At 41.0% G+C, this 25,091-nt stretch carries 30 protein-coding genes; 23 read left to right on the top strand and 7 right to left on the bottom strand.

The window, feature by feature from the left end:
- Positions 1 to 12: 12 nt before the first annotated feature.
- Together C6344_RS07305 and C6344_RS07300 are read left to right on the top strand one after the other, a co-directional pair.
- On the top strand, positions 13 to 1,332 hold the full coding sequence (locus C6344_RS07305) for a DEAD/DEAH box helicase (protein ID WP_060596668.1): 1,320 nt from the start codon (positions 13 to 15) through the stop codon (positions 1,330 to 1,332).
- Positions 1,333 to 1,341: 9 nt separating this feature from the next.
- Positions 1,342 to 2,235: a deoxyribonuclease IV gene (locus tag C6344_RS07300; protein ID WP_066030650.1), complete on the top strand. Its 894-nt coding sequence runs from the start codon at positions 1,342 to 1,344 to the stop codon at positions 2,233 to 2,235.
- Positions 2,236 to 2,283: 48 nt separating this feature from the next.
- Here C6344_RS07300 and C6344_RS07295 read toward each other — a convergent pair whose 3' ends face one another.
- Positions 2,284 to 2,538 (bottom strand): DUF2624 domain-containing protein, encoded by a 255-nt coding sequence (locus C6344_RS07295; protein WP_060596669.1) that lies wholly within the window; start codon positions 2,536 to 2,538, stop codon positions 2,284 to 2,286.
- Between the two features lie 140 nt (positions 2,539 to 2,678).
- On the opposite strand from C6344_RS07295, the gene C6344_RS07290 reads away from it, so the two are divergent.
- The 5 genes from C6344_RS07290 (at position 2,679) to C6344_RS07270 (ending at position 6,790) form a co-directional block, all read left to right on the top strand.
- Positions 2,679 to 3,560 (top strand): YitT family protein, encoded by an 882-nt coding sequence (locus tag C6344_RS07290; protein WP_066030651.1) that lies wholly within the window; start codon positions 2,679 to 2,681, stop codon positions 3,558 to 3,560.
- A 135-nt stretch (positions 3,561 to 3,695) separates the two neighbouring features.
- Complete coding sequence (locus tag C6344_RS07285) at positions 3,696 to 4,472, top strand: metal ABC transporter ATP-binding protein (RefSeq protein WP_095285396.1); 777 nt, start codon at positions 3,696 to 3,698, stop codon at positions 4,470 to 4,472.
- The gene (locus tag C6344_RS07280) at positions 4,472 to 5,332 is read left to right on the top strand and encodes a metal ABC transporter permease (protein WP_106042422.1); all 861 of its coding nucleotides are present in this window, start codon (positions 4,472 to 4,474) and stop codon (positions 5,330 to 5,332) included. The genes C6344_RS07285 and C6344_RS07280 overlap by 1 nt, the downstream gene beginning before the upstream one ends.
- On the top strand, positions 5,310 to 5,738 hold the full coding sequence (gene zur, locus C6344_RS07275) for a zinc uptake transcriptional repressor Zur (protein WP_012010595.1): 429 nt from the start codon (positions 5,310 to 5,312) through the stop codon (positions 5,736 to 5,738). The genes C6344_RS07280 and zur overlap by 23 nt, the downstream gene beginning before the upstream one ends.
- 134 nt (positions 5,739 to 5,872) lie before the next feature.
- Positions 5,873 to 6,790 (top strand): ROK family protein, encoded by a 918-nt coding sequence (locus C6344_RS07270; RefSeq protein WP_060596672.1) that lies wholly within the window; start codon positions 5,873 to 5,875, stop codon positions 6,788 to 6,790.
- Between the two features lie 86 nt (positions 6,791 to 6,876).
- Here the strand turns inward: C6344_RS07270 and C6344_RS07265 are convergent, their stop codons facing one another.
- The gene (locus tag C6344_RS07265) at positions 6,877 to 7,455 is read right to left on the bottom strand and encodes a 5' nucleotidase, NT5C type (RefSeq protein WP_066030654.1); all 579 of its coding nucleotides are present in this window, start codon (positions 7,453 to 7,455) and stop codon (positions 6,877 to 6,879) included.
- A 139-nt stretch (positions 7,456 to 7,594) separates the two neighbouring features.
- Between C6344_RS07265 and C6344_RS07260 the strand changes: the two genes are divergently transcribed.
- Positions 7,595 to 7,957 (top strand): DUF308 domain-containing protein, encoded by a 363-nt coding sequence (locus C6344_RS07260; RefSeq protein WP_060596674.1) that lies wholly within the window; start codon positions 7,595 to 7,597, stop codon positions 7,955 to 7,957.
- A gap of 43 nt (positions 7,958 to 8,000) precedes the next feature.
- Here the strand turns inward: C6344_RS07260 and ispG are convergent, their stop codons facing one another.
- A complete protein-coding gene (gene ispG, locus C6344_RS07255) occupies positions 8,001 to 9,113 on the bottom strand; it encodes a flavodoxin-dependent (E)-4-hydroxy-3-methylbut-2-enyl-diphosphate synthase (protein WP_060596675.1) in 1,113 nt (370 codons plus the stop codon).
- A 105-nt stretch (positions 9,114 to 9,218) separates the two neighbouring features.
- Positions 9,219 to 9,521 carry a hypothetical protein gene (locus C6344_RS07250; RefSeq protein ID WP_003217371.1) on the bottom strand — a complete coding sequence of 101 codons (303 nt, stop codon included), beginning with the start codon at positions 9,519 to 9,521 and terminating at the stop codon, positions 9,219 to 9,221.
- Positions 9,522 to 9,726: 205 nt separating this feature from the next.
- Between C6344_RS07250 and C6344_RS07245 the strand changes: the two genes are divergently transcribed.
- The gene (locus tag C6344_RS07245) at positions 9,727 to 10,272 is read left to right on the top strand and encodes a GNAT family N-acetyltransferase (protein ID WP_060596677.1); all 546 of its coding nucleotides are present in this window, start codon (positions 9,727 to 9,729) and stop codon (positions 10,270 to 10,272) included.
- 54 nt (positions 10,273 to 10,326) lie between these two features.
- Here the strand turns inward: C6344_RS07245 and C6344_RS07240 are convergent, their stop codons facing one another.
- Complete coding sequence (locus tag C6344_RS07240; RefSeq protein WP_060596678.1) at positions 10,327 to 11,097, bottom strand: DUF1189 domain-containing protein; 771 nt, start codon at positions 11,095 to 11,097, stop codon at positions 10,327 to 10,329.
- Positions 11,098 to 11,240: 143 nt separating this feature from the next.
- On the opposite strand from C6344_RS07240, the gene C6344_RS07235 reads away from it, so the two are divergent.
- The 9 genes from C6344_RS07235 (at position 11,241) to pstB (C6344_RS07195) (ending at position 20,845) form a co-directional block, all read left to right on the top strand.
- Positions 11,241 to 11,726, top strand: coding sequence for a DUF456 domain-containing protein (locus C6344_RS07235; protein ID WP_060596679.1), 486 nt, complete (start codon positions 11,241 to 11,243; stop codon positions 11,724 to 11,726).
- Between the two features lie 187 nt (positions 11,727 to 11,913).
- Positions 11,914 to 12,522, top strand: coding sequence for a superoxide dismutase SodA (gene sodA, locus C6344_RS07230; RefSeq protein ID WP_007501264.1), 609 nt, complete (start codon positions 11,914 to 11,916; stop codon positions 12,520 to 12,522).
- Between the two features lie 122 nt (positions 12,523 to 12,644).
- The gene (locus C6344_RS07225; RefSeq protein ID WP_106048380.1) at positions 12,645 to 13,931 is read left to right on the top strand and encodes an MFS transporter; all 1,287 of its coding nucleotides are present in this window, start codon (positions 12,645 to 12,647) and stop codon (positions 13,929 to 13,931) included.
- 122 nt (positions 13,932 to 14,053) lie between these two features.
- On the top strand, positions 14,054 to 16,189 hold the full coding sequence (locus tag C6344_RS07220) for a peptidoglycan D,D-transpeptidase FtsI family protein (RefSeq protein WP_060596704.1): 2,136 nt from the start codon (positions 14,054 to 14,056) through the stop codon (positions 16,187 to 16,189).
- 214 nt (positions 16,190 to 16,403) lie between these two features.
- Positions 16,404 to 17,321: a phosphate ABC transporter substrate-binding protein gene (locus C6344_RS07215; protein ID WP_007501261.1), complete on the top strand. Its 918-nt coding sequence runs from the start codon at positions 16,404 to 16,406 to the stop codon at positions 17,319 to 17,321.
- A gap of 79 nt (positions 17,322 to 17,400) precedes the next feature.
- Positions 17,401 to 18,327: a phosphate ABC transporter permease subunit PstC gene (gene pstC, locus C6344_RS07210; protein ID WP_060596681.1), complete on the top strand. Its 927-nt coding sequence runs from the start codon at positions 17,401 to 17,403 to the stop codon at positions 18,325 to 18,327.
- A complete protein-coding gene (gene pstA, locus C6344_RS07205) occupies positions 18,327 to 19,211 on the top strand; it encodes a phosphate ABC transporter permease PstA (protein WP_003217489.1) in 885 nt (294 codons plus the stop codon). The genes pstC and pstA overlap by 1 nt, the downstream gene beginning before the upstream one ends.
- A 23-nt stretch (positions 19,212 to 19,234) precedes the next feature.
- On the top strand, positions 19,235 to 20,047 hold the full coding sequence (pstB, locus tag C6344_RS07200) for a phosphate ABC transporter ATP-binding protein PstB (protein ID WP_034661308.1): 813 nt from the start codon (positions 19,235 to 19,237) through the stop codon (positions 20,045 to 20,047).
- Between the two features lie 15 nt (positions 20,048 to 20,062).
- A complete protein-coding gene (pstB, locus tag C6344_RS07195) occupies positions 20,063 to 20,845 on the top strand; it encodes a phosphate ABC transporter ATP-binding protein PstB (RefSeq protein WP_066030657.1) in 783 nt (260 codons plus the stop codon).
- Positions 20,846 to 20,888: 43 nt separating this feature from the next.
- Here the strand turns inward: pstB (C6344_RS07195) and C6344_RS07190 are convergent, their stop codons facing one another.
- Together C6344_RS07190 and C6344_RS07185 are read right to left on the bottom strand one after the other, a co-directional pair.
- Positions 20,889 to 21,380 carry an endolytic transglycosylase MltG gene (locus tag C6344_RS07190; protein ID WP_034661306.1) on the bottom strand — a complete coding sequence of 164 codons (492 nt, stop codon included), beginning with the start codon at positions 21,378 to 21,380 and terminating at the stop codon, positions 20,889 to 20,891.
- Positions 21,377 to 21,724 (bottom strand): hypothetical protein, encoded by a 348-nt coding sequence (locus C6344_RS07185; RefSeq protein ID WP_003217285.1) that lies wholly within the window; start codon positions 21,722 to 21,724, stop codon positions 21,377 to 21,379. The genes C6344_RS07190 and C6344_RS07185 overlap by 4 nt, the downstream gene beginning before the upstream one ends.
- 419 nt (positions 21,725 to 22,143) lie before the next feature.
- On the opposite strand from C6344_RS07185, the gene rpmG reads away from it, so the two are divergent.
- From rpmG to C6344_RS07165, 5 genes are all read left to right on the top strand, one after another.
- A complete protein-coding gene (gene rpmG / locus C6344_RS07175) occupies positions 22,144 to 22,293 on the top strand; it encodes a 50S ribosomal protein L33 (RefSeq protein WP_008360061.1) in 150 nt (49 codons plus the stop codon).
- A gap of 48 nt (positions 22,294 to 22,341) precedes the next feature.
- Positions 22,342 to 22,902, top strand: coding sequence for a 5-formyltetrahydrofolate cyclo-ligase (locus C6344_RS07170; protein ID WP_106039258.1), 561 nt, complete (start codon positions 22,342 to 22,344; stop codon positions 22,900 to 22,902).
- Between the two features lie 142 nt (positions 22,903 to 23,044).
- Positions 23,045 to 23,179, top strand: a complete 135-nt coding sequence (locus C6344_RS19115) for a hypothetical protein (protein WP_258182066.1) — start codon at positions 23,045 to 23,047, stop codon at positions 23,177 to 23,179.
- A 100-nt stretch (positions 23,180 to 23,279) separates the two neighbouring features.
- Positions 23,280 to 23,453, top strand: coding sequence for a hypothetical protein (locus tag C6344_RS18820; protein WP_017367602.1), 174 nt, complete (start codon positions 23,280 to 23,282; stop codon positions 23,451 to 23,453).
- Positions 23,454 to 23,539: 86 nt separating this feature from the next.
- Positions 23,540 to 25,078, top strand: coding sequence for a rhomboid family protein (locus C6344_RS07165; RefSeq protein ID WP_106071625.1), 1,539 nt, complete (start codon positions 23,540 to 23,542; stop codon positions 25,076 to 25,078).
- Positions 25,079 to 25,091 lie beyond the last annotated feature (13 nt).

Below are 25,091 nucleotides of genomic sequence, written 5' to 3'. Positions count from 1 at the left end.
AGGAGTGAAAACATGAACGAAACAAAATTTACGACATATGAATTAAAGCCTTTTATTATAGATGCTATTCATGAACTGGGCTTTTATGAGCCAACTGATATTCAAAAAAGAATCATCCCTGCTGTGTTAAAAGGAGAAAGCGTGATTGGTCAATCACAAACAGGAACAGGAAAAACTCACGCGTACTTATTGCCGCTTATTCATTCAATTGATCCAAGCAAAGAGCAAGTACAAGTTGTGATTACTGCACCTACAAGAGAATTAGCCAATCAAATTTTCAAAGAAGCCCAAACGATTTTAAAGAATGCCTCTCCAGAAGAAGAGATGAAAGCAAAGCTTTACATTGGCGGAACGGACAAGCAGAAATCCATTCAAAAGCTAAAAACCCAGCCGCATTTGGTCGTCGGTACACCTGGACGTATTGCTGACCTCATTCATGAGCAGGCGCTGAATGTTTACAAAGCGACATCTCTTGTCATTGATGAAGCGGATTTAATGCTGGATATGGGATTTCTAGAAGATGTGGACCGTATTGGTTCACAAATGCCAGAACAGCTGCAAATGCTTGTGTTCTCAGCAACTATTCCAGAAAAACTAAAGCCGTTCCTGAAAAAATATATGGACAATCCAAAATATGCCCATGTTGAACCAAAACGAATTACAGCTGAAAACATTCAGCATATTTTAGTCCCATCTAAACAGCGTGACAAGCTAAAATTGCTTCATGAAATGGTGACGAATGTACAGCCTTATTTAGGCATCATTTTTGCCAATACAAAAACAACCGTTGATGAAATCGCATCATTCCTACAAGAAAAAGGAATGAAAGTTGGAGTGCTTCATGGCGGATTAACGCCGCGCGAACGTAAAAAAGTAATGAAACAAATTGATGATTTAGAGTTCACTTATATTGTGGCATCTGATCTTGCAGCCCGCGGAATTGATATTAAAGGCGTCAGCCACGTGATCAACTATGAACTTCCATCTGATCTTGATTTTTATGTTCACCGTGTTGGTAGAACAGCTCGAGCTGGTTCATCTGGAATTGCGATGACTATTTATGAGCTTGCTGATGAGGATGCACTCATTCAAATCGAGAAAATGGGCGTTGTGTTTGAAAACAAAACCATTGTTCATGGCGAATGGCGAGATGCAGATGACCGCTTGAAGCGTCAAAGACGTAAAAAAGCACCTAATGAAATTGAAGAAAAAGCAAAGCGTCTTGTGAGAAAACCGAAAGCCGTCAAACCTGGATATAAAAAGAAAATGACACGTGAGATGGACAAAATCAAGAGACAGGAACGTAGAAAGTCAAAGCGTAATGGAAAGTAGGGGGAAACATTGTTGAAGATTGGTTCACATGTATCCATGAGCGGAAAACATATGCTTCTTGCAGCGAGTCAAGAAGCTGCCTCTTATGGTTCGAATACGTTTATGATTTATACAGGTGCACCGCAAAATACGCGCCGCAAAAAAATTGAAGACCTCAATATTGAAGCTGGACAAGCGCATATGAAAGAGCATGGTATGACAGATATCGTCGTACATGCACCGTATATTATTAATATTGGGAACACCGTCAATCCAGCGACATTTGAGCTTGGCGTGGACTTCCTTCGCTCTGAGATTGAACGTACAGAAGCGCTAGGTGCAGGGCAGATTGTTCTCCACCCAGGTGCACATGTCGGAGCAGGACCAGAAGCAGGAATCCAAAAAATCATTGAAGGTTTAAACGAAGTCATCGTAAAAGGGCAAAAGGTTCAAATTGCACTTGAAACAATGGCAGGCAAAGGATCAGAGTGCGGAAGAAGCTTTGAAGAGCTTGCCCAAATTATCGACGGAGTGACACATAACGAAGCACTTTCTGTCTGCTTTGATACGTGTCACACACACGATGCTGGTTACCCGATTGTAACTGACTTTGATGGGGTGTTAGAAGAATTTGATCGAATCGTCGGTATTGACCGAATCAAGGTTCTTCATATTAATGACAGTAAAAACGTACAAGGCGCAAGAAAAGACCGACATGAAAATATCGGCTTTGGTGAAATTGGCTTCGATGCACTGAACTATATTGTGCATCACCCGCAACTTCAAGATGTGCCCAAAATCTTAGAAACGCCTTATGTAGGTGAAGATAAAAAGAACAAAAAACCACCTTACAAATTCGAAATTGAGATGCTGAAAGAAAAGCAATTTGACGAAGGCTTACTAGATAAAATTAAGGGTCAGTAAAAAAGCATACAACATCATGAGGTGCCGCTAAATGCGGCCCTTTTTTGCTTAACTTGTAAACTGATTAAACAGATCATTGACAGTCTGAGCTGTCTGTTTAGAAGTAATCGCTTCCACTTGCTTAAGAAGCCGGTTACGCTCTGCATCATTAAAAATATTAACGTTTTTCCCATTCATGAGTTTGGCCACCTCGGCAGCTTGGTTTGACGTTAAACTGACACCATACTGTTTCGCATACCTTAACAGATCATTTGCTGTGATCTGATTAAGCCGCTGCAGGACAATTTTTTGAATTAAAATCAATTCCATTCCTCCCCTCTGTAATAATGTATGGGCGAAAACGGAAAATGTGCAAAAAATTTTATTTTACCCTGTGAAATGCTAAAATAGTAAAGTGAATAAAATGATTATTGAAAATTTAACATGTGTAGAAGGGAGAACGTATGGCAAATAGTAAACAGCATAGAAAGGAATCAGTGCCTCATTTTATTTTGAGAATTTTCCTGATTCTAGTAGGAGCTGCATGCGCAGCAGTCAGCATTGAATTATTTTTAGTGCCAAACAATATTATTGATGGAGGCATCATCGGCATTTCGCTTATTTTGGATTATCTCTTTACAGATAACCCATTCATCAATTTTGCGACGATTGTTGTCATTTTAAATATTCCATTTATGATATCAGGATACAAACATATTGGGAAAACGTTTCTCATTTCCACTGTGATTGGGATTGTCAGCTTAGCCGTGATTGAATCTTCACTCCATCATGTAGAGGCATTTACAAATCAGCCGATCTTAGCCACTGTATTTGGCGGGCTATTACTTGGTTTTGGTGTTGGACTTGTCATCCGTAATGGAGGCTCAATGGATGGAACAGAGATCTTAGGAATTCTTCTGACGAAAAAAATTCCTTTCTCCGTCGGTGAGTTTGTCATGATCGTCAATGTGTTCATTTTTATTTGGGCAGGCTTTGTCTTCGGACCAGAGCAGGCTATGTATTCTGTCATGACATATTATTTGGCAATGAAAACAATTGATGCTGTCATTCAAGGGCTTGATGAAACAAAAGCTGTCATTATCGTGTCAGATTATTATGATGAAATTTCAGATGCGATTCTTCATCGACTTGGCAGGGGAACGACAAAGCTGAGAGGGAAAGGCGGTTATACAGATGAAGAAAAGGATGTCATCTACGCCGTTGTCACAAGACTTGAAATTACAAAGCTAAAATCCATTGTATTTGAAATTGATGGTCAAGCATTTATTACGATTATGGATACGCATGAAACAAAAGGCGGTAAGTTCAAAACAGCCATTCATTAGCTTTTATTTTACTTTTTAATCTTTCTTTTATATAATGAAATATATGTATGGACAGAGAAAATGGCAAAAGCCATTTTCTTTTTGTTGTATAAATCGTAATCATTCTTTTTATATTGATTAAAGGTGGAAAGATTCATGGCAAAGCCAATTATTGAAATGAAGGATATTTCGTACTCGTATGGACAGCGAAATGTCATTGATCACATTCATTTAACAGTAGAGGAAGGGAACTTTCTAGCACTTGTTGGACCGAATGGATCTGGTAAAACAACCTTATTAAAATGCCTGCTTGGGCTCATTAAACCACAGCAAGGTGAATTAAAGCTATTTGGCACGCCTGCGTCAAAATTTAGAGACTGGGATCAAATTGGATTTGTTTCTCAAAAGGCGAATAGTTTTAATACGGGTTTCCCTGCTTCTGTTTACGAGGTCGTTGCAAGTGGATTGACGGCGAAAATTGGTTTATTCAAACGAATGAGCAAGCAGGACAAATGGCAAGTTGAGGATGCCATTCGCTCAGTTGGCATACAAGATTTAAAGCACCAAAACATCGGTGAACTTTCAGGTGGTCAGCAGCAACGTGCTTTTATTGCCCGTGCGCTCGTCAGTCAGCCAAAGCTGCTCATTTTAGATGAACCGACGGTTGGGGTAGATCAGCGGACAGTAGAAGGCTTTTATCAGCTGCTTGAAACATTGAACAAAGAAAAAGGAATGTCTTTAATTCTCGTCACACACGACGTTGGCACCGTGTCTGATAAAGTCACCCATGTGGCTTGCTTAAATCAGACACTTCATTTCCACGGGGATGCAGAAACGTTTGATTCAATGGATGATCAAGCGTTATCTCAATTTTACGGACATGACATTCAAGTGATTCATCACGATCATCACCATCATGGGGGACATGAATAATGCTATTTCCATTTTTTCATTATGAATTTTTACAAAATGCGTTTATCGCAGGAATGCTGATCGGCTTTATTGCGCCCTTACTTGGTGTATTTATCGTCGTGAGAAGGCTCTCGCTGATTGCAGATGCCCTCAGTCACGTATCACTTGCCGGTATTGCAGCAAGCTTATTTCTTGATAAAAAGTTTGGCCTCTTTACAGGGGTGAGCCCGCTGTACTTAGGGATGGCGTTTTCTGTTGCCGGTTCATTGTTTATTGAACGTCTGCGCTCCGTGTATAAGCATTATCAGGAGCTTGCGATTCCTATTATTTTATCAGGTGGTATCGGGATTTCCGTCATCTTCATTTCACTAGCGAATGGCTTTAATACCGATTTGTTTAGTTATTTGTTCGGAAGTGTCAGTGCGGTTTCGAGATTAGATCTTTGGATTATTGTTGGGATTTCACTCGTTGTTGTGTTAGTTGTCGTGCTTTTATATAAAGAATTGTTTTTACTTTCTTTTGATGAAGAGCATGCAAAGGCTTCTGGTATTTCAGCGAAATGGATTCATTTTATTTTTATCTTAGTCGTCGCACTTGTCATTGCGGCATCAATGCGTATCGTAGGTACACTGCTTGTCTCTGCGCTTATGACGCTTCCTGTTGCGGCAAGTATCCGCATTGCTAAAGGATTTAAACAGGCGATCTTCCTTTCGATCTTGTTCGGTGAATTGTCTGTATTGGCCGGATTAATCTTAAGCTATTATCTAGATTTAGCGCCAGGCGGAACCATTGTGATGCTGTCCATTTTGATTTTAATCGGATGTATTAGTATTGGAAAATTCAGAAGGGGGAATCATCATGAACGTACAAGAAGCGCTTGATTTATTAAAGGAAAAAGGCTACAAATATACAAGCAAACGTGAAGATATGCTTCAATTGTTTTCTGATTCTGATAAATATTTGACCGCTAAAAATGTGCTGACGGCACTAAGTGAAGACTACCCGGGTCTTAGCTTTGATACGATATATCGAAACTTATCGCTATATGAAGACTTAGGTATATTAGAAACAACGGAATTGTCAGGGGAGAAGCTTTTTCGTTTTAAATGCTCATTTTCTCATCACCACCATCACTTTATTTGTCTTGCATGCGGTAAAACAAAGGAGATCGATGCCTGTCCTATGGACAAGCTAGACGCCGATTTAGAGGATTATCACATTAGCGGACATAAATTCGAAATCTACGGAACGTGTCCTTCCTGCGAACCGAAGGAAGTTCACTCATGAAAAAGCCAGCCGCAGAGCTGGCTTTTTCTTTTGTCTTTTTGAAAACGTTTTACAAAGGGCGGCTGTTTCATTAAAATGAGAACAAGGTACGATGCAGCAATTTGCGTCTTTTGGAGTAAAGGGAGGGGTCAAAAGTGGCGTATTATGTCGTGTTCGATGTAGGCGGGACGAGAACAAAACATGGATTAATGGATCAGGATGGGGAGCTGGTCACGAGCGGTGACTATCAAACGAACTGCCGGCAGCTTGAACCGTTTTTAGAAGCTATGGCGGATGTGGTCAAGCAATATCAAAGAACGTCGGATGTCAGCGGAATCGCTATTAGTCTTCCGGGTTTTGTGGACAGTGAAACAGGTTATACAGAATTTGCAGGAGCCATCATCGCCTTAAATGGTCAAAATGTAAAAACACTGCTAGAAGAGAAAACATCTCTTCGTGTTGAAGTTGAAAATGATGCGAATTGTGCAGCTCTTGCAGAAAAATATAGTGGCCATGCGAAAGATTGTGACAGCTTTATTTGTATGACGATTGGGACAGGTGTTGGCGGTGGTCTTTTCGCTGGCGGTCAGCTTGTGCGCGGGGCTTCCTTCCGCGGCGGTGAATTTGGCATGATGCTGACAGAGACAGAAAATGGACAATTTACAACACTCAACAGCAGTGCTTCAACGGCTGGATTAATTCGCAGCTATAAAGAAAAGCAAGGAATTCCGCAAAGTACTCAAATAGACGGTCAAGAAATTTTTGAAAAGGCAAAGCACGATCCGTCCATTGAGAAGCTGGTGGATCAGTGGTATAAGCGAATCGCCATTGGCATTTACAATGTAGCAACTGTTCTTAATCCAGAGAAAATCCTCATAGGCGGCGGCGTAAGTGCAAGACCGGATTTACTATCAAGCATTGAGAAACATTTACATACACTGCATGCATGGAAGAATATTCAGGTGAAGCTGGAAACGTGCTACTACTTGAATCAGGCAGGCATGAAGGGAGCACTGTACCATTTTCTCATGAAAGAAGGTCAGCTTGTTCCATCAAAAAAGCCGATACATTAAACGTATCGGTTTCAGCATGTAGACAAACCCTTGCATTCTTTGTCCACAATCAAAAGCCGATATATTAAAGTATCGGCTTTTCTACATTAATAAGCAGTTTCCAAACGCTGCTCGTATTGTTTGATCCATTGAGATGCTTCCTGCCAGTTGTTGACGCGTATAATCCTGTCGTCAAGGGGCATTTGATTATAAGGGGAGTTAAAAAGAATAACCGGAATGTCAGCCTCTTTTGCAATCATCGTAGCATTCCCATGATGATCCTCGAAAAACACATCAATCTTGTGCTTTTGAACAGCTTCGAGCTTATGATGACCGCCAACCAGCTCAATGTCATCATAGTGCACGTGGTGTTTGTGAAACCACTCAAAGGTGATATCCGCGTGATGCTGCCTTCTTGCTGTAATATAAATCAGCCTGTGTTGATGTTTCATTTGATCAAGAATCTCTTTTGCATCCTTAGCAGGCTTTGCCTGTTTATATATAAGAGGCTCATGCTCATTCATCCAGCCCCAAAATTCTTCTTGAGAAATATTTAAAAGCTTCGTCAAATCATATTCTGTCATATCATCTAGTGTCATGGCACATCGAAACGACTTATTTAAATAGGGAACAAAGGTGTCCTGCGCCGTCACTGTGCCATCTATATCAATTCCTAAACGTAACATGCCCACACTCCTCATTTTTATACTCTTAAAGTGTAACATAATCAATTCACAATTCCAGCAAGTTTTAGCAAACATGAAACAGACATTTTTGCTCATACTAAAAAAGCTCCTTTCTATTAACCAAAAGGGGGAATTGATCATGGAAAGAGACGAAGATTTCAGAAGAAATGATCGTGAAATCGACACAAACTTTAGTAATGATGATGGCTATCTAGAGGAAACAGCTGCTGAAATTGCAGAGCCATATCAGGCTTCAAGAGATCGAGTAGACAGACGAGAACGTGACCAAGCAGGTGACGATTCAGGCAGTAAGGGGATAGGCTATACAGCACTCGCAATTGCGATTATCTCACTATTTGTCTTGCCGGTGCTATTAGGAGTAGCGGCAATCGTCGTTGGTTATATTGCAAGAAGAAAAGGAGCACATGCGCTTGGCGCATGGTCAATCGGGATCGGAATTGTTTCCGTCATCCTTGGCATATTTATCACCCCGTTCTTTTAACAAGAACAGGAAAACGCCTGACAGTGACGTCAGGCGTTTTTTGTTATGCGTTCGCTTTTTCTTTTTCAGCTTCCATTTTTGCATAATGCTCTTCAGCGATTTTATCGATTTCTTTTTTCAGTTCTTCGACCATTGTTTCTTCTGGCACTTTACGAACAATTTCACCTTTACGGAACAATAGGCCTTCGCCTCTAGCGCCGGCGATTCCGATGTCAGCTTCGCGCGCTTCACCTGGACCGTTTACAGCGCAGCCAAGAACAGCTACTTTAATCGGTGCTTTAATCGTGGAGATATATTCTTCGACTTCATTTGCAATGCTTATGAGGTCGATTTCAATTCGGCCGCAAGTTGGGCAAGAGATCAGTGTTGCTGCATTTGATGCAAGACCAAATGATTTCAACAGTTCACGTGCTACTTTCACTTCCTCAACTGGATCAGCACTTAATGAGATGCGAAGTGTATTCCCAATCCCCATATTCAAAATAGCGCCGAGACCAGCTGCACTTTTGACTGTACCTGCAAATAATGTACCTGATTCAGTAATCCCAAGGTGAAGAGGGTAATCAAACGCTTTTGCCGCTTTTTCGTACGCCTCAATTGCTAGGTTAACATCAGATGCTTTCATGCTGACGATGATATCATGAAAATCTAGATCTTCTAGAATTTTAATGTGGTGCAGTGCACTTTCGACCATACCATCTGCTGTTGGGTAGCCGTATTTATCAAGAATTTTTTTCTCTAATGAACCGGCGTTTACCCCAATACGGATTGGAATGCCTTTTTCTTTTGCTGCTTTCACAACAGCTTCGACTTTTTCTCGTCTTCCGATGTTCCCTGGGTTGATTCGAATTTTGTCTGCACCTGCTTCAATGGCTTTCAGTGCAAGCTTGTAGTCAAAATGAATATCGACAACAAGCGGGATGTTGATTTGTTTTTTAATATCCGCAATCGCATTTGCTGCACGCTCGTCTGGGCATGCGACACGCACGATTTGACAGCCTGCTTCTTCAAGACGCTTAATTTCAGCTACTGTCGCTTCGACATCATGTGTTTTGGTTGTTGCCATACTTTGGATGACAACTTCATTATTTCCACCTATAGTTAAAGGTCCCACTTTGACGGGACGCGTTTTAGTACGATGTGTGACTTCACTCACTTGTCAATCGCTCCTTAGTGTACAAGCAATCATTTGCCATGTACGTCTTGTTTTACAGTTCATATTGTAACAGTCTCTTTGTATGAATGACAAGGAATTAACGTTTTATCTCTTATACACCGGAAACTTATATGTGCTGCCTGCCCGAATTTCGTTTGCTTTGACGCCTTGATTCAGCTCTTCAAAATCTTCAATGACTTCATCAAGTGGCTTGCTTGTATGGACGATAGAGACGACGGTTTCACCTTGTTTCACAGTCACATTCTTATATGCTTTTTTCTCAGGTGTTTGAAAGGCATTTGCAGGGACAGCTGGACCTTCTTCAACAGGAATGGTGCCATTTTTTAAATCAAAAAAGATAATAAAAAGGACAAACAAACTGATTAGCAAAAAAATAATACGCCGCATTTCACTCACCGCTTTTAAGAGTTTACTTCAGTCTATGCATGTCCTGAAATGATAGAACCAAAATGAGGAGAAAAGCTGGAAAGCGTGGTTCTAGTTAGTTCTAGTGAGTCTTGTAATGAATTGAAAAAACACTTTGTTTTACGCTTGGCGGTGCTTTTTTCAAGCTTCTATGACCATTATGATAAAATAAAAGAAGGGGGAGTTTATGAAGAAACTAAGTCAGCATATATATGTAAGAACGCTAACAGAAAATGATGCACAATCACTATTCACACTTGAACTTGAGAATCGCTCATATTTTCAGCAATTTACACCTTTGGTCAAAGATGATTTTTTCACGTTATCTCGTCAAATTGAACGAATTCAGCGCAGTGTGGAAAGATGTGCACGGGATGAAGCTTACATGCATGGTATTTTCTTAAATGAAACAGATGCTTTAATTGGGACGATCTCATTAAGTTCTGTCGTAAGAGGCCCAATAGAAGGAGCTTGGCTGGGGTATGTACTTGATGAAAAGCATGGCGGGAAAGGGTATATGACAGAAGCCATTCGTTTAATCATCGATTATGCCTTTGATGAACTGCACCTTCATCGTATTGAGGCTGGAGTAAAGCCGGGTAATATAGGTTCCATTCGTGTGCTTGAAAAGACAGGTTTTGAAAATGAGGGACTGAATCGTAAAAAAGTAAAGATTAATGGCGTGTGGGAGGATCATTATTTGTTTGCGATGATTCATCCAGATGAATCATAGAGCATGAACATACATAAAAAGCTCCTCCAAGTTGGGGGAGCTTTCATTTACTCATTAACTTTTGACAAGTGGTTTATGTTTAGCGGGTATTTCCTTTACGACAAGGTATAAGAAGATAAAGTTAATGACCCAATTTAATAAAAATGAATTCGCAACAGGCGTGTTTAATGCACTCATGATGGCGAAAAAGACCGTTGTTAATGTGAGTGAATAAGCAGAGAGTTTCCAAAGCATTTGGAAAGACAGCTCTTTTTGCTGCATGCGTTTAATAAATGTACCAAGCATCGCAAGGAAAGTTGCGCTAATGAACATGAGAGCCGCAGTTGATAGATACAGCAGCACACAGATGACTGGGATAATAATCGCTTGATTCTGATTTGTGACGCGGGCAAGTTCGTCTTTTGTCAGCGTTCCGCCAAGCAGCTGATACGGGATATCTGTCATTTGGCCATCAATGGCAATCACTGCTTTTTCTTTTAATAATGCGATGGCTGTTTGCTTTGATTCAAGCTCACTTGCTTTTATTTTTTCAGCAGGATCAAAAATGATCGTAATGCCGTTTTCTTCTTTTTCTATCGGTTCACTTTGATCCGCTTGAAGCTTTCCTTTTTCGATTGAGAAATCAGGTAAATCTTTTTTGATCACATGCTGAAATCCTGACATCGCATTCGAGATCTCCTGACTCATATGATAACCCTGAGGAACTGCTGCGATAATCGAAAGGATAAAAATGAATAAAATCGCTTTGCCAATCCCTGTAAACCGTGCTTTAGCAATATCTTTTGGAGAATAAATGCCTTTTAACAATAGTTTAAATACGTTCAATCAATTCACTTCCTACATTCTTTTCTATTTCTCATATTGTATCAATGTCTATCTATCAAGTACAAGTATGGCCTTCATCGCTGGTTAAGATAGATGGAATGAGGCATAATGTATACAGCATATAAAAAGGAGGCGGCAGTGACTTGGACGTGCTGTATTGGATTCTGGTTATCTGTGCATTTATCATTGCGTTTGTTGGACTTGTTTATCCAATTATCCCTAGCGTGGTCTTTATGGTTCTCGGATTTATTCTATATGGTTTCTTTTTCAGCTTCGAGCCGCTTACACTGACGTTCTGGCTCATTCAAGCCGTGTTTACCGCGGTATTATTTGCGGCAGATTATGTCTCAAACCTCATTGGGGTCAAGCGTTTTGGCGGCAGTCGTGCAGCTATTTGGGGAAGCACCATTGGGTTATTAGTCGGTCCTTTTGTGATTCCCGTTGCAGGAATTATCATTGGTCCATTTATCGGAAGTGTCATTGCAGAGCTCCTTGTTCATCAAAAAGATGTGAAGACGAGTGTGAAAGTGGGATTAGGCTCATTAATCGGGTTTATATCAGGTGTATTTGCCAAAGGATTGATTCAAGCGCTGATGCTGGGCATCTTTTTATTTTATGTCCTTCGCTAAATAGAAAAAGGGAGTTTAAAACTTTTTCTAAAGGGCTAAATACAAAATAAACACTGAAATGTTTCAGATCATGAGCAATAACATTGAAACAAGCCAATTCTTTTGATACTCTTTGAGTAGGTTGAATTGCTTGCTTACGACCTAAGGAAGCATTTCAGTACATACATTTCTAAGGAGGAATTTAACCATGGCTTTTAAACTTCCAGAATTACCATATGCTTACGATGCATTAGAACCACATATCGACAAGGAAACAATGACGATTCACCACACAAAACACCACAACACATACGTAACAAACTTAAACAAAGCAATCGAAGGTGTATCAGCTCTTGAAGATCAATCAATCGAAGAGCTAGTGGCTAACCTAAACTCTGTGCCTGAAAACATCCGTACAGCTGTACGTAACAATGGCGGAGGACATGCTAACCACTCATTATTCTGGACGCTTCTTTCACCAAACGGTGGCGGCGCACCAACTGGTGAACTTGCAGATGCAATCGAAAAAGAATTAGGCGGATTTGAAAAATTCAAATCTGATTTCGCTGCAGCAGCTGCAGGACGCTTTGGTTCTGGTTGGGCATGGCTTGTTGTGAACAATGGCAAACTTGAAATCACAAGCACGCCAAACCAAGATTCTCCTTTAACTGAAGGAAAAACACCAATTCTAGGACTTGACGTTTGGGAGCATGCTTACTACCTAAACTACCAAAACCGTCGTCCTGATTACATTTCAGCTTTCTGGAATGTTGTGAACTGGGATGAAGTGGCTCGCCTTTACAGCGAAGCTAAATAAATCATTTGATTTGAAAAGACCTGCTCTTTAGAGAAGCAGGTCTTTTTATATTTTCCCTCCTTTTTTTACATATCTGCCTTTTGATGAGACAGACTATTGTGTAGAAAAGGAGAATGAAATATATGAGCAGATTAAAGAAAATGTTCGGGGACATGGATGTTACAAGAGATTTAATGCTCCTCCTCACGATTGGCGGATTATACGCACTTGCCATTGCGCTTTCAAATACGTTTGTAAACGTGTATTTATGGAAACAGTCTGGGAAATTCACGGATCTTGCGATTTACAATCTGGCTATTGTTGTGCTTCAGCCCATTACATTTTTATTCGCAGGCCGGCTCGCTAAAAAAATAGACCGGGTGTTTGTCCTTCGTTTCGGCGTTATCTTTTTAGCCGCTTTTTACTTAATTGTCTTAATGGCAGGAGAGCAAGCGGCCGCGCGGCTTGTTTTATTAGGGAGTGTCCTTGGGATCGGCTATGGTTTTTACTGGCTTGCTTTTAACGTACTTACCTTTGAGATCACTGAGCCTGAAACAAGAGATTTCTTTAATGGGTTTCTCGGAGTGCTGTCATCTACTGCTGGCATGATCGGTCCTCTCATTGCGGGGATTGTCATTTCTCAATTAACGGATGATACAGGCTATACGGTGATTTTCACGTTATCGCTTTTTTTGTTTTCCCTCGCGGTTGTGATGAGCTTTTTCCTCAAGAGAAGGCAGTCAAAAGGGAAATTTATCATCAAGCAAATATGGAAAGAACGCCATGCCGACGAGAATTGGCGTAAGATTACAACAGCTCACTTTTTTCAAGGGCTTCGTGAAGGGGTCTTTGTCTTCTTAATCAGTGTCTTTGTGTTTATCGCAACAAACAGTGAGCTTGCTCTCGGGACGTTTGGTTTAGTGAACTCCGGTGTTGCCTTTTTCGCTTATTTCTTCGCTACACGTTTGATTAAGAAAAAGTGGCGAAAGAAAGCCATTATGCTTGGCGGGCTGATTTTATACGGCGCCTTGTTCTTAATCGTCTTTCACTTGTCCTATGTATCACTTCTCATGTATGCGGTAGCCATTGCGATAGGATACCCGCTTCTGCTTGTTCCATATGTATCCTTAACATACGATGTCATCGGTCATGCAAGGTATGCAAGGAAAGCCCGAATTGAATATATTGTGGTCAGAGAGCTGTTTTTAAATACTGGCCGTATTTGTTCCATTGTGTTGTTTCTTCTGTCTGTCACCTTACTAGGTGATGAGCTCGGAATTCCTGCTTCTCTTGTTGTGCTTGGAGCGGGACACACACTCATTTATTATTTTGTAAAAGATATTCATTTAAAAGAAAAAACAGCTGATATGAAAGAGACTGACGGTCAAAAGCCAGTTTCTCACACGAACCTTATTAAGGGAGAAAGGTAAAATTTCTTACCAATGGAACATCAAATTTCTAGATAAATAATAGAAAAACCGCTAAAATGATGATGGCACCTTTTATACACAAAAAGGGGTGCCATTTCTTTCTTGATAGAAAAGGTGATGTGATGAGAAACAAGAAAAACAAAAAAGACGCAAAGGAAGGGCGCAAAACACTTCCACTCCGGCTGAATTTACTATTTTTAGCTGCGTTTATTATTTTTACCGGTGTTGTTGTGAGACTCGGATTTGTACAAATTGTCAATGGAGAAGATTATAAAAAGCAGGCAGAAAAACAAGAAGATGTGAATGTCAGCTCATCTGCTCCGCGCGGAAAAATTTACGATCGAAACTATAATACGATTGTCAGCAATAAAGCGCTAAATGCCATTACATATACGAGAACCTCGACAACTTCACAAGAAGAGCGGCTCAAAGTGGCAACAAAATTAGCGGATATGATTCATGTGAGTACGAAAAAAATCACAGATCGTGACAAAAAAGATTTCTGGATCTTAACGCATCCGAATGAAGCGAAAAAGCTTGTTCAAAAGGAATCGGAATTAAAGGGTGACGATAAGGTCTCTGATGATAAACTATATGAGCTTCAACTAAAACGCATCACGGACAAGGAATTAAATCAACTGACGAAAAAAGACTTACAAGTGCTTGCCATTAAAAGACAAATGGATGCAGGCTATGCACTTACGCCTCAGTTTATTAAAAATGAAGATGTGAAGCCAAGCGAAATTGCTTACGTCTCTGAGCATTTGGACGAGCTGCCAGGTGTGGATGTCACGACAGACTGGTCACGCAGCTATCCGTATAAAGGACTGCTCCGCAGTATGCTCGGCAGTGTGTCCTCAAGTGATGAAGGACTTCCGCAGTCACTTCTTGAACATTATTTATCGCTCGGCTACAGCCGAAATGACCGTGTAGGAAAAAGCTATCTAGAATATCAATATGAAGATGTCCTGCAAGGCCAAAAGGAAAAAGAACAGAGCACAACCGATAAAGAGGGCAATGTGACAAGCTCTAAAGTGCTAACAGAAGGAAAGAGCGGGAAAGATCTTGTGCTCACCATTGATATTCAGCTGCAAAAAGCGGTTGAAAAAATCGTTGAAAAGAACTTGAGAAGTGCGAAACAAAGAGGCGGAACAGAGCTTCTTGATCGCGCGTTTGTTGTCATGATGGACCCGAGAAATGGAGAGGTTCTCTCAGTTGCGGGGAAACAGATTTCAAACAAAAACGGAAAATACAAATTTGATGACTACGCATTAGGAACGATGACATCATCTTATGCGATGGGCTCAGCTGTCAAAGGGGCAACTGTACTGACGGGATATAAAACAGGCGTGCTTCACATAGGAAGTACCCAGTACGATGAACCGCTATATATCGCGCAGTCACCGCCCAAGAAATCCTATCAAAATATGGGACTCATTAATGATTTAACGGCACTCGAGCGTTCATCTAACGTGTATATGTTTAAAACAGCGATTGCCGTTGGAAAAGGGGAGTATCGTAAGAACCAACCGCTCCCAATCGATCCGAAAGCTTTTGATACATTCCGCTATAATTTCAGTAAATTTGGTCTTGGGGTCAAAACAGGGATTGACCTGCCAAACGAAGCGACAGGCTACCGGGGAACGTCTACACAATCTGGTCTCCTGCTTGACTATGCAATTGGACAGTATGATACGTTTACACCGCTGCAAATGGCGCAATACGTTTCAACAGTTGCCAATGGCGGATATCGTTTACGTCCGCAGCTTGTTAAAGAAGTGAGAGAGCCAGATCCGCAGCGCGGCATTGGTGCTGTGACAGAATCCGTCAAACCGGACGTATTGAATAAGCTAGACATGACGAGTGATGAGATCAAGCGTGTTCAGCAAGGCTTCAAGCTTGTTATGCAGAACCCACGAGGGACAGCCTATTCGAACTTTGGCAACAAAAAATACAACCCGGCTGGCAAAACAGGGACCGCTCAATCATTCTATGACGGCCCAATTAAAAGCAAACGCGGCACACCGACGTATAACACCACTCTTGTTGCGTATGCGCCTGCTGATAATCCAGAAGTGGCTATTTCCGTCGTTGTACCGTGGGTGTATCAAGACTACAATCAGCGCTATCCAATTACAAATGATATCGGTGAACAAGTACTAGACAAGTACTTTGAGCTGAAATCAAAACAGGAAAGCAATGATACACAAGCGAAGAACAAAAATAAAATTGAAAATGAAGCAGAAACAAATGACTAGACCTTTTCTAGGTAAAAACGCTCACTTTTTGTGGGCGTTTTTTTACGTTTTCTTCAAATTTTTCGAGATAAATTGACAAAATGCATAAAAAACATCGCAAGAATTCTACAAAACTTCGACATTTACAAAACCTTAACATTCCATTTAAACGAAATTAATAAAGAACCTTTAATGTATTACTCGTAGGACAAATTATTCAGGGGGTATTCTTGAAATGAAAAAGAACAAATTATGGCTGCTTACTTTCCTTACTATCGCATTGTTAGCATTCGTCACAGCATGCGGAAACAGCAGCTCAAGCGGAGATTCAAAAGACAGTAAAGGAAATGCTTCAAACAAAGATGAGGCATCAGGTTCCATTACCATCTCAGGATCATCTGCGATGCAGCCTTTAGTTCTTGCGGCAGCAGAAAAATTCATGGATAAACATCCAAAAGCCGATATTCAAGTGCAAGCCGGCGGTTCAGGAACTGGACTTTCTCAAGTTTCAGAAGGATCTGTACAAATTGGTAACTCAGATGTATTCGCAGAAGAGAAAGACGGAATCGACGCAAAAGCTTTAAAAGACCACAAAGTAGCAGTTGTTGGAATGGCAGCAGCTGTAAACCCTGAAGTGGGTGTCAAAGACATCACAAAGGACGAATTGAAAAAAATCTTCACTGGTAAAATCAAAAACTGGAAAGAGCTTGGCGGGAAAGATCAAAAAATCACTCTTGTGAACAGACCTGACTCTTCAGGAACTCGTGCAACATTTGTGAAGTATGCACTTGATGGTGCAACACCTGCAGAAGGAATCACAGAAGATTCTTCAAACACAGTGAAAAAACTGATTGCAGAAACACCAGGTGCGATTGGATACCTAGCATTCTCTTATTTAACAGATGACAAAATTACACCGCTTAGCATTGATGGTGTGAAACCGGAAGAAAGCAATGTAGAAAGCGGTAAATATACAATTTGGGCTTACGAGCATTCTTATACAAAAGGTGAGCCGGATGGTCTAGCAAAACAATTCTTAGATTACCTCATGAGTGATGAAGTACAAAAAGAAATCGTCAAAGACCAAGGCTACATCTCAGTTTCTAATATGAAAGTAGAAAGAGACGCAACAGGCAAACAAACAGATAAGTAAGAGGTCTTGAATTGCTGATGAAGGAAAAGTGGAGCTTTTCACTTTTCCTTTTATGACATTCATAGGAGTGTAGAAAAAGATGAAGCAGATAGAACATACAGAAGCGAGCGATCGACTGATCAGCTCGAAGAAAAATAGGCAAATGGATGAAGTAAGAGGAAGTATTTTGGTGAGATTCTGCGCATTCTTAATGATTGCTGTATCAATCGCCATTACCATCTTCCTTGGCATTAAGGGTTTACAATCTTTCATCGTAAATGGTGTAAGCCCAATTGAGTTCTTAACCAGTATCAATTGGAACCCAACAGCAGAAAACCCGCAGTACGGTGCATTTCCGTTTATCTTTGGATCAATCGCCGTCACGCTCCTATCGGCACTCATTGCAGCGCCGCTAGGCATCGCAGGCGCCATCTTTATGACAGAAATTGCACCTGCTTGGGGACGTAAAATCCTCCAGCCAGTCATTGAATTGCTTGTAGGGATTCCATCCGTTGTTTACGGATTCATAGGTCTTACAGTATTGGTGCCGTTTATCGGACATTTCAAGTCAAGCGGCTCAGGACATAGCGTGCTAGCAGGAACGATTGTCCTGTCTATTATGATCCTACCAACCGTTACATCCATTGCGACTGATGCAATGGCTTCACTACCAAAAAGTTTACGTGAGGGATCGTATGCACTAGGCGCAACAAGATGGCAAACGATTAGACGTGTGCTTGTCCCGGCAGCTCTGCCAACATTAATGACAGCGGTCGTGCTCGGCATGGCTAGAGCATTTGGAGAAGCCCTTGCTGTACAGATGGTCATTGGAAACACGCGTAATTTACCAGAGAGCATTATGGATACAGCTGGTACATTAACAACCATTATTACGTTAAACATGGGTCACACAACGTATGGAAGTGTTGAGAACAATACACTTTGGTCAATGGGACTTGTCCTTCTAGTTGTATCATTTATGTTCATACTCATTATCAGATACTTGTCGTCTAGGAGGAAGATTTAATGAATAGCAAAATGACCGATCGTTTTGCCACATTTATATTTGGATTATGTGCTGCCATTATTACGGCGATTCTCGTTGGTTTGTTTTCTTATATCATTTTCAACGGTGCAAAAGAATTAAATTTCGACTTTTTGACAACCCGCTCAAGTGCGATTGGCTCTGGCGGCGGCATCAGGGATCAGCTGTTTAACTCGTTTTATATTTTGTTTATTACGATGCTGATCACAGTCCCGCTTGGCGTCGGCGGCGGAGTGTATATGGCAGAGTATGCACCTCAAAACAAAGTCACAGATTTTATTCGTACATGTATTGAAGTGCTGTCTTCACTTCCGTCTATCGTCATTGGGATGTTTGGTTTACTCATGTTTGTGAATTTAACAGGCTGGGGCTATACGATCATTGGAGGAGCTCTTGCGCTCACTGTGTTTAACCTGCCGGTGATGGTCAGGGTGACAGAAGATGCGCTGCGCTCTGTACCGAAGGATCAAAAGGAAGCATCACTTGCGCTTGGTGTAACGAAGTGGCACACAGTCAAAACGGTCCTTATTCCAGGTGCGCTTCCGTCTATAATCACCGGTGCGATTTTAGCATCAGGAAGAGTCTTTGGTGAGGCGGCTGCTCTTCTTTTTACAGCAGGTCTCTCAACACCGCGCCTTGATTTCACAAACTGGAGTCCTTTTTCTGATACGTCACCGCTGAATGTTTTTAGACCGGCTGAAACATTAGCCGTTCATATATGGAACGTCAATACACAAGGAATCATTCCAGATGCAGAAGCCATTGCAAATGGTGCATCAGCCGTACTTGTGCTTTCAGTCTTATTGTTCAACTTAGCAGCTAGATGGCTTGGTTCATTTATTCATAAAAAGCTTACGTCAAAATAATGTGAGAGAGGTGTGAAGGGGATATGGTTCAAATGCTGGCAGAAAAAAAAGAAATTGCAGCGAAAAAGGCTCCACTTCAAGCGGAACAGATTTTACAGGTGCAGGATTTAAGCATTTATTATGGTGAAAAAAGAGCGGTCAATCACATTTCATTCGAGATCGAGAAGAATGCGATTACCGCATTAATCGGCCCATCTGGCTGCGGTAAGTCTACCTTTTTACGCAGCATTAACCGCATGAACGACTTAATTCCAGGTGCGAGAAGTGAAGGGGCGATCATGTACGAAGGGTTAAATATTTTGGATGACCGCATTAATGTGGTGAATTTAAGAAGAGAAATCGGCATGGTCTTCCAAAAGCCAAATCCATTTCCTAAATCGATCTACAATAACATCACCCATGCGTTAAAGTATGCCGGGGAAAAAAGAAAATCTGTGCTTGATGATGCGGTTGAGGAAAGCTTAACAAAGGCGGCGCTATGGGATGAGGTCAAAGATCGTTTGCATAGATCTGCTTTGTCATTGTCAGGCGGTCAGCAGCAGCGCCTTTGTATTGCACGTACACTTGCGATGAAACCTAGTGTTCTGCTATTAGATGAACCGGCTTCTGCCCTAGACCCCATCTCAAATGCGAAAATTGAAGAACTATTAGGGGAATTGAAAAATGATTATTCAATCGTCATTGTGACACACAACATGCAGCAAGCACTCCGTGTATCTGATCGTACGGCCTTTTTCTTAAACGGAGATCTAGTAGAATATGATGCCACAGAACGTATCTTTACACGTCCTGCGCAGCAAAAAACAGAAGACTATATCAATGGTCGATTTGGATAAGGCGGGTGGATTTTGATGAATGCAGTAGCAACTGAAACAGCAAAAAAAGAAGTGTTTCGTGTGAATGATATGAACCTTTGGTATGGACAGCATCATGCATTGAAGCATATTGACTTAGCGATTAGAGAGCATGAAGTCACAGCGATTATCGGCCCGTCCGGCTGCGGAAAGTCAACCTTTATTAAAACGTTAAATCTTATGGTCAAAACAGTGCCAGGTGTGAAAATCACCGGGGATATGATGTATAACGGTGACAACATTTTAAAAGGCCGTGTCGATTTAGTGGAGCTGCGTAAAAATGTCGGGATGGTGTTTCAAAAAGGGAATCCATTCCCTCAGTCTATCTTTGATAATGTCGTATACGGACCAAGAATTCACGGAGTAAAGAGCAAGCAGCAATTGAAAGAAATCGCTGAAAAAGCGCTTCGAGATGTTGCCCTTTGGGATGAAGTGAAAGATCGATTAAGTGCGCCCGCTCTAGGTCTTTCTGGCGGTCAGCAGCAGCGTCTTTGTATCGCAAGAGCCATTGCCACAAGCCCAGACATCTTATTAATGGATGAACCAACATCAGCGCTTGATCCTGTCTCAACATTAAAGATTGAAGAATTGATTATGAAATTGAAAGAGAAATATACAATTGCCATTGTGACGCATAACATGCAGCAAGCGGCTAGGGTATCAGACCGAACGGCATTCTTCTTAATGGGGGAGCTTGTTGAGGTTAATGATACGAATGTGATGTTTTCTGAGCCAAACGATCAAAGAACGAATGATTATATATCTGGTCGATTTGGATAAGAAAAGCCCCCTGGAGGTCAGTGCCGCCAGGGGGCTTTTGTTGTTATTTTGTTAAGGCTTTGACAATCTGTTTGAACGTCATCCCTGTTTTTAAATTGAACTTGCCTGCACGAATTTCTTTATGGTAGCCGGCGTCAATTACGTAATCATTAAAATCTTTAGACGAGTTGATGATGCCGTCCTTTTCAAGCATGTCTGAAACATCACTTGTACTCATACCGTTTTTAATCACGAATTTGATCGATTTGCCTTTAGGCTTTTGTTTATCACTCTTAGAATCGCCGTCTTCATTTGCCTTCAGCGCTTTTTCTTTATAGTCAAGAAGCTGCTGGTACGTTTCACGGCTGACAGTGACTTCTTTTTTGGAGTCTAAATAGTTTTTCACGTCAGTGTCTGTTACTTTCTGTGCGAGGGTTTCTTTTGTTGTTGTATCAGCTGCTGCCTCGTCTTTCCCAGTGAGAAAAAAGACAATCGCAAGAACCCCAGTTGCAAGAATCATACCTGCTGCAAACGTTTGGATGCTTTTTTTCGTCATACAAGCACCCTCTCGTTGTCTTTAATGATCATGTTGACATCTTCTACAGATACATGCTCAGCGCGCGCAATGGCCTCAGGAGACATGCCATTTTGGTGCTTTGAAATGATCTGTCTTGCGATGGATGGATCAATTTCTGAATGCTTGCGAACGACGATGTTTGTTTCAAGTAATTCTTCTTCAAGCACTTTCATTTTCTTTTTCAGTTTATAGATTTCTTGCATTGCAGATAGTTGAAGTGTTTCAAGTTCCTGCTCGACTTCTTTAATCGGCTCTCTTTGAAAATATGAGAATGCGATCAGTACAATACTGACAACAAGCAATCCGATAATTGCAATTTCCATGTTTCATCACCTTTTATTCATATTTTTATGCTGAAAGCCATAAAAGGCTTTCAAGATTGTTTCAGACAGTTTTCGACCCTTCTTTTTTATACCATAAAAAAGCTAGTTTCAAAAGGAATTGCTGAAGAAAATCACCTTTTTTTCATCTTTTTTCTTTTTATATGTAAAACGGGTATGAAACCTTGCTTCGCTGTCAAAATAAATGAAAGAGGCGCGGAGAAGAGGGGTCTCATGTATACAGTACGACAAAGGATAAGGTTTTATAGGGGAGCAGACGATTTTTCATGACATAACCATGCGATATGTAAGTGAATGCACTCAAAATGAAATTGGTGAAAAAACATTCTAGCATTCCTAAGCTAGAAGTGGTATTATAGTTAGGTCTGAATGTGAATTGATTTTAGTTTGGAGGGAAAAATATGCGCGTAAATATTACTCTAGCTTGCACTGAATGCGGTGAGCGTAACTATATTACTAAAAAGAATAAGCGAAACAATCCAGATCGCGTTGAATTCAAAAAGTATTGCTCACGTGATAAAAAACAAACTTTACATCGTGAAACAAAGTAAGCAGCAGGGAATTTTCCTGCTGTTTTTTTATGATGGGAGATGATCTTTATGAAAAAGGAGCTTCGCCTTCAAACATTAGCCAAGCTGGATCAGATAAGCGCTGAAGAGTTTGAGCGCAGCACGGCTTTACTTCATGAGTACTTATTGCAGCTGCCAGCATGGAAACAGGCGAAAACGATCGCTTTGACAATGTCTAGAGGAAAAGAGATACCGACAATGCCTCTGATTGAAAAAGCGTGGGAAGAAGGAAAAACAGTATGTATCCCTACCTGTTTTCCGAAAACAAAAGAGATGATGTTTTATGAATATACACCGCAAACAAAGATGACATCCAGCTACTTTGGGCTATTGGAACCAGACCCTCAAGTATCAACAGCTGTACATAAAGAAACCATTGATTTAATCATTGTGCCTGGGGTATGCTTCGATCAAAAAGGCTACCGGATTGGATTTGGGGGCGGCTATTATGACCGCTACTTAGCTGACTATCACGGTGTAACCATTGCACTTTGTCTGTCTTTACAGCAAATCAGTCATGTGCCGTCTGAAGCACACGACATACCGGTGTCTATGATTGTCAGTGAAAAAGGTATATTATATCAAAAGTAAAAGTCCGCTGATTGTCCAAAGAACGGGCTTTTTGTGTTGAGATCCTTTCATCAGAGTTGCAGTAACGGTAGGGTGAAACGCAATATGATTTCACATTGATCAACAAATCTGCATGTAGTGGCATTTTGCTAGGAGGTCCGTTTTGAAAAAATTTCGTGGAAAGAAAAGATACTTCCGTAATATGTGGGAGGAAGTGAATAATGACGTTTCTTATGATCAATCAGAGTGTGAAGAGGTCTATTATATTCAATCAAAAGAACAAGGGATTAGATTGTGAAAGCCGGCTAATGAAAAGAACCATTGTAAGCGATAAAAATGATCGTTCATGCATAAACAAATCCTATTTAAGCCACGATACGAACATAGGAGGGAATATGATGAATAAAATGATTTGGAGCATTGTGTTCACATTGTTTGCATTCGTTCTCGTGCAAAATCGTTATCGGCTGATGAATTTGATCTTAGGTCAAAATCAAGTGCGTCACTTTTTTATTAAGTGGCTGATGAAAATCCCATATTTTCGGACGAAATTTATTCGCCAAGCATTCTAATCCCGCAGAAGCCGGGATTTTTTTGTTCAGAAATGCGGATCAGAACGATTCTTGTTATAATAATGTAAAAAATGGAGCGCGAATGAATGAATGTCATAGATAGTCTATTTTGGCGAGTTGTTGATGAATTAAGACAAAAAGGGTACGAGATGATTCAAAGTCCGTATCCAGAAGATGAAATATTTTTTGAAGCACCACGAAACTCAGGGTATGATCTCATCCGTCTATATAGAAAAGATGTGAATTTTAGACAGGAGATCGTTCGAGATATCGAAGAGCAGACGTATCGGATGAATCAGCTGAGAGAGGCGATGCGTAAACGGTCTCTTCATCTCTTGCAGCTCCAATTTACAGCTGACAATCCTGTAGATGATTGGGAAGACTTAAACGGTCAGCCGCAAAAAAAACAAAAGGTGACGGTTACACCTGTATTACTGAACGCAGACACTCTTCAGCACGACGTAAACGAGCTGCAAAAATGGCTGAACACCTCGCTGACAGTGGATGTAGAAGAGGCGAAGAGAGACACAGCTGAGGATGTCATGCGGCTTAAAGTGAACGTACTTCAGGCATTTGATGATCAGGAAAAGCAGCGTGAACGAGAACGGGCCGTTTTTCAAAATGGCAGACCGATTTTCACCTACTTGCTCATCGCTGTTCAAGTGGTGATGTTTCTTTTGCTTGAACTATCTGGCGGAAGTACCAATACGGCAACTTTAACAGCGTTTGGTGCTAAAAATAATGGGCTGATCTTAGATGGAGAATGGTGGCGCCTCATTACACCAATGTTTTTGCACATTGGCTTGACGCACTTACTCTTTAATACATTTGCTCTTTGGTCTGTCGGAGCGGCTGTTGAGAGAATTTATGGCTCAGGGAGATTTTTGCTCATCTATTTCATTTCCGGCATTTTTGGCTCCATTGCGAGCTTTGTCTTTAATACGGCCATCGCAGCCGGTGCATCAGGTGCGATCTTTGGCTGCTTAGGTGCGCTATTATATTTAGCAATTTCTAACCGCAAGCTATTCTTTCGAACGATGGGGACAAATATTATTGTGATCATCCTTATCAATTTAGGGATAGGCTTCACCGTATCAGGTATTGATAACGCAGGGCACCTTGGCGGTCTGGTTGGCGGTTTTTTAGCCGCTTTAGCTGTCCGGCTCCCTAAACAGGTGCAGCCTGTCAAAATGTTTGTTGCTAGTGTTGTTTTGCTGTTGATTGGCAGTTTTGGACTGTATACAGGGTTTCATTCAGACGATCAAAAGGAAGCGGCGGCAGTAAGTGAGGCAGCAAGTCTATTTGATGAGAAGAACTATAACGAAGCAAGTAAACGGTTAGAGGAACATGTACACCAAAAGGATGCATCAGCTGATGCTCTCCATATATATGCACTATCTGAAGCGCAGCTCGGCCACCTTGACAAAGCGATTGAATTTTTACAAAAGTCGCTTAAAAAAGATCCTGATGATCCAAATAAACTGTATCATTTATCGTTGTTGTACGTAGAAAAAGGAGAGACAGCGAAAGCGGAGGATCTAATCGAGAAAGGGTTAGACCAAGATCCAAAAAATGATCAATTTTTAAAACTGAAACAATATATTGAAAGCACGCAAACACATTGAATGACTTGACTGA

Origin of the sequence: Bacillus sp. GBSW19 (assembly GCF_002998655.1) — a bacterium.
Lineage (GTDB): Bacteria > Bacillota > Bacilli > Bacillales > Bacillaceae > Bacillus.
This window is presented reverse-complemented; position numbering and strand designations above follow the sequence as displayed.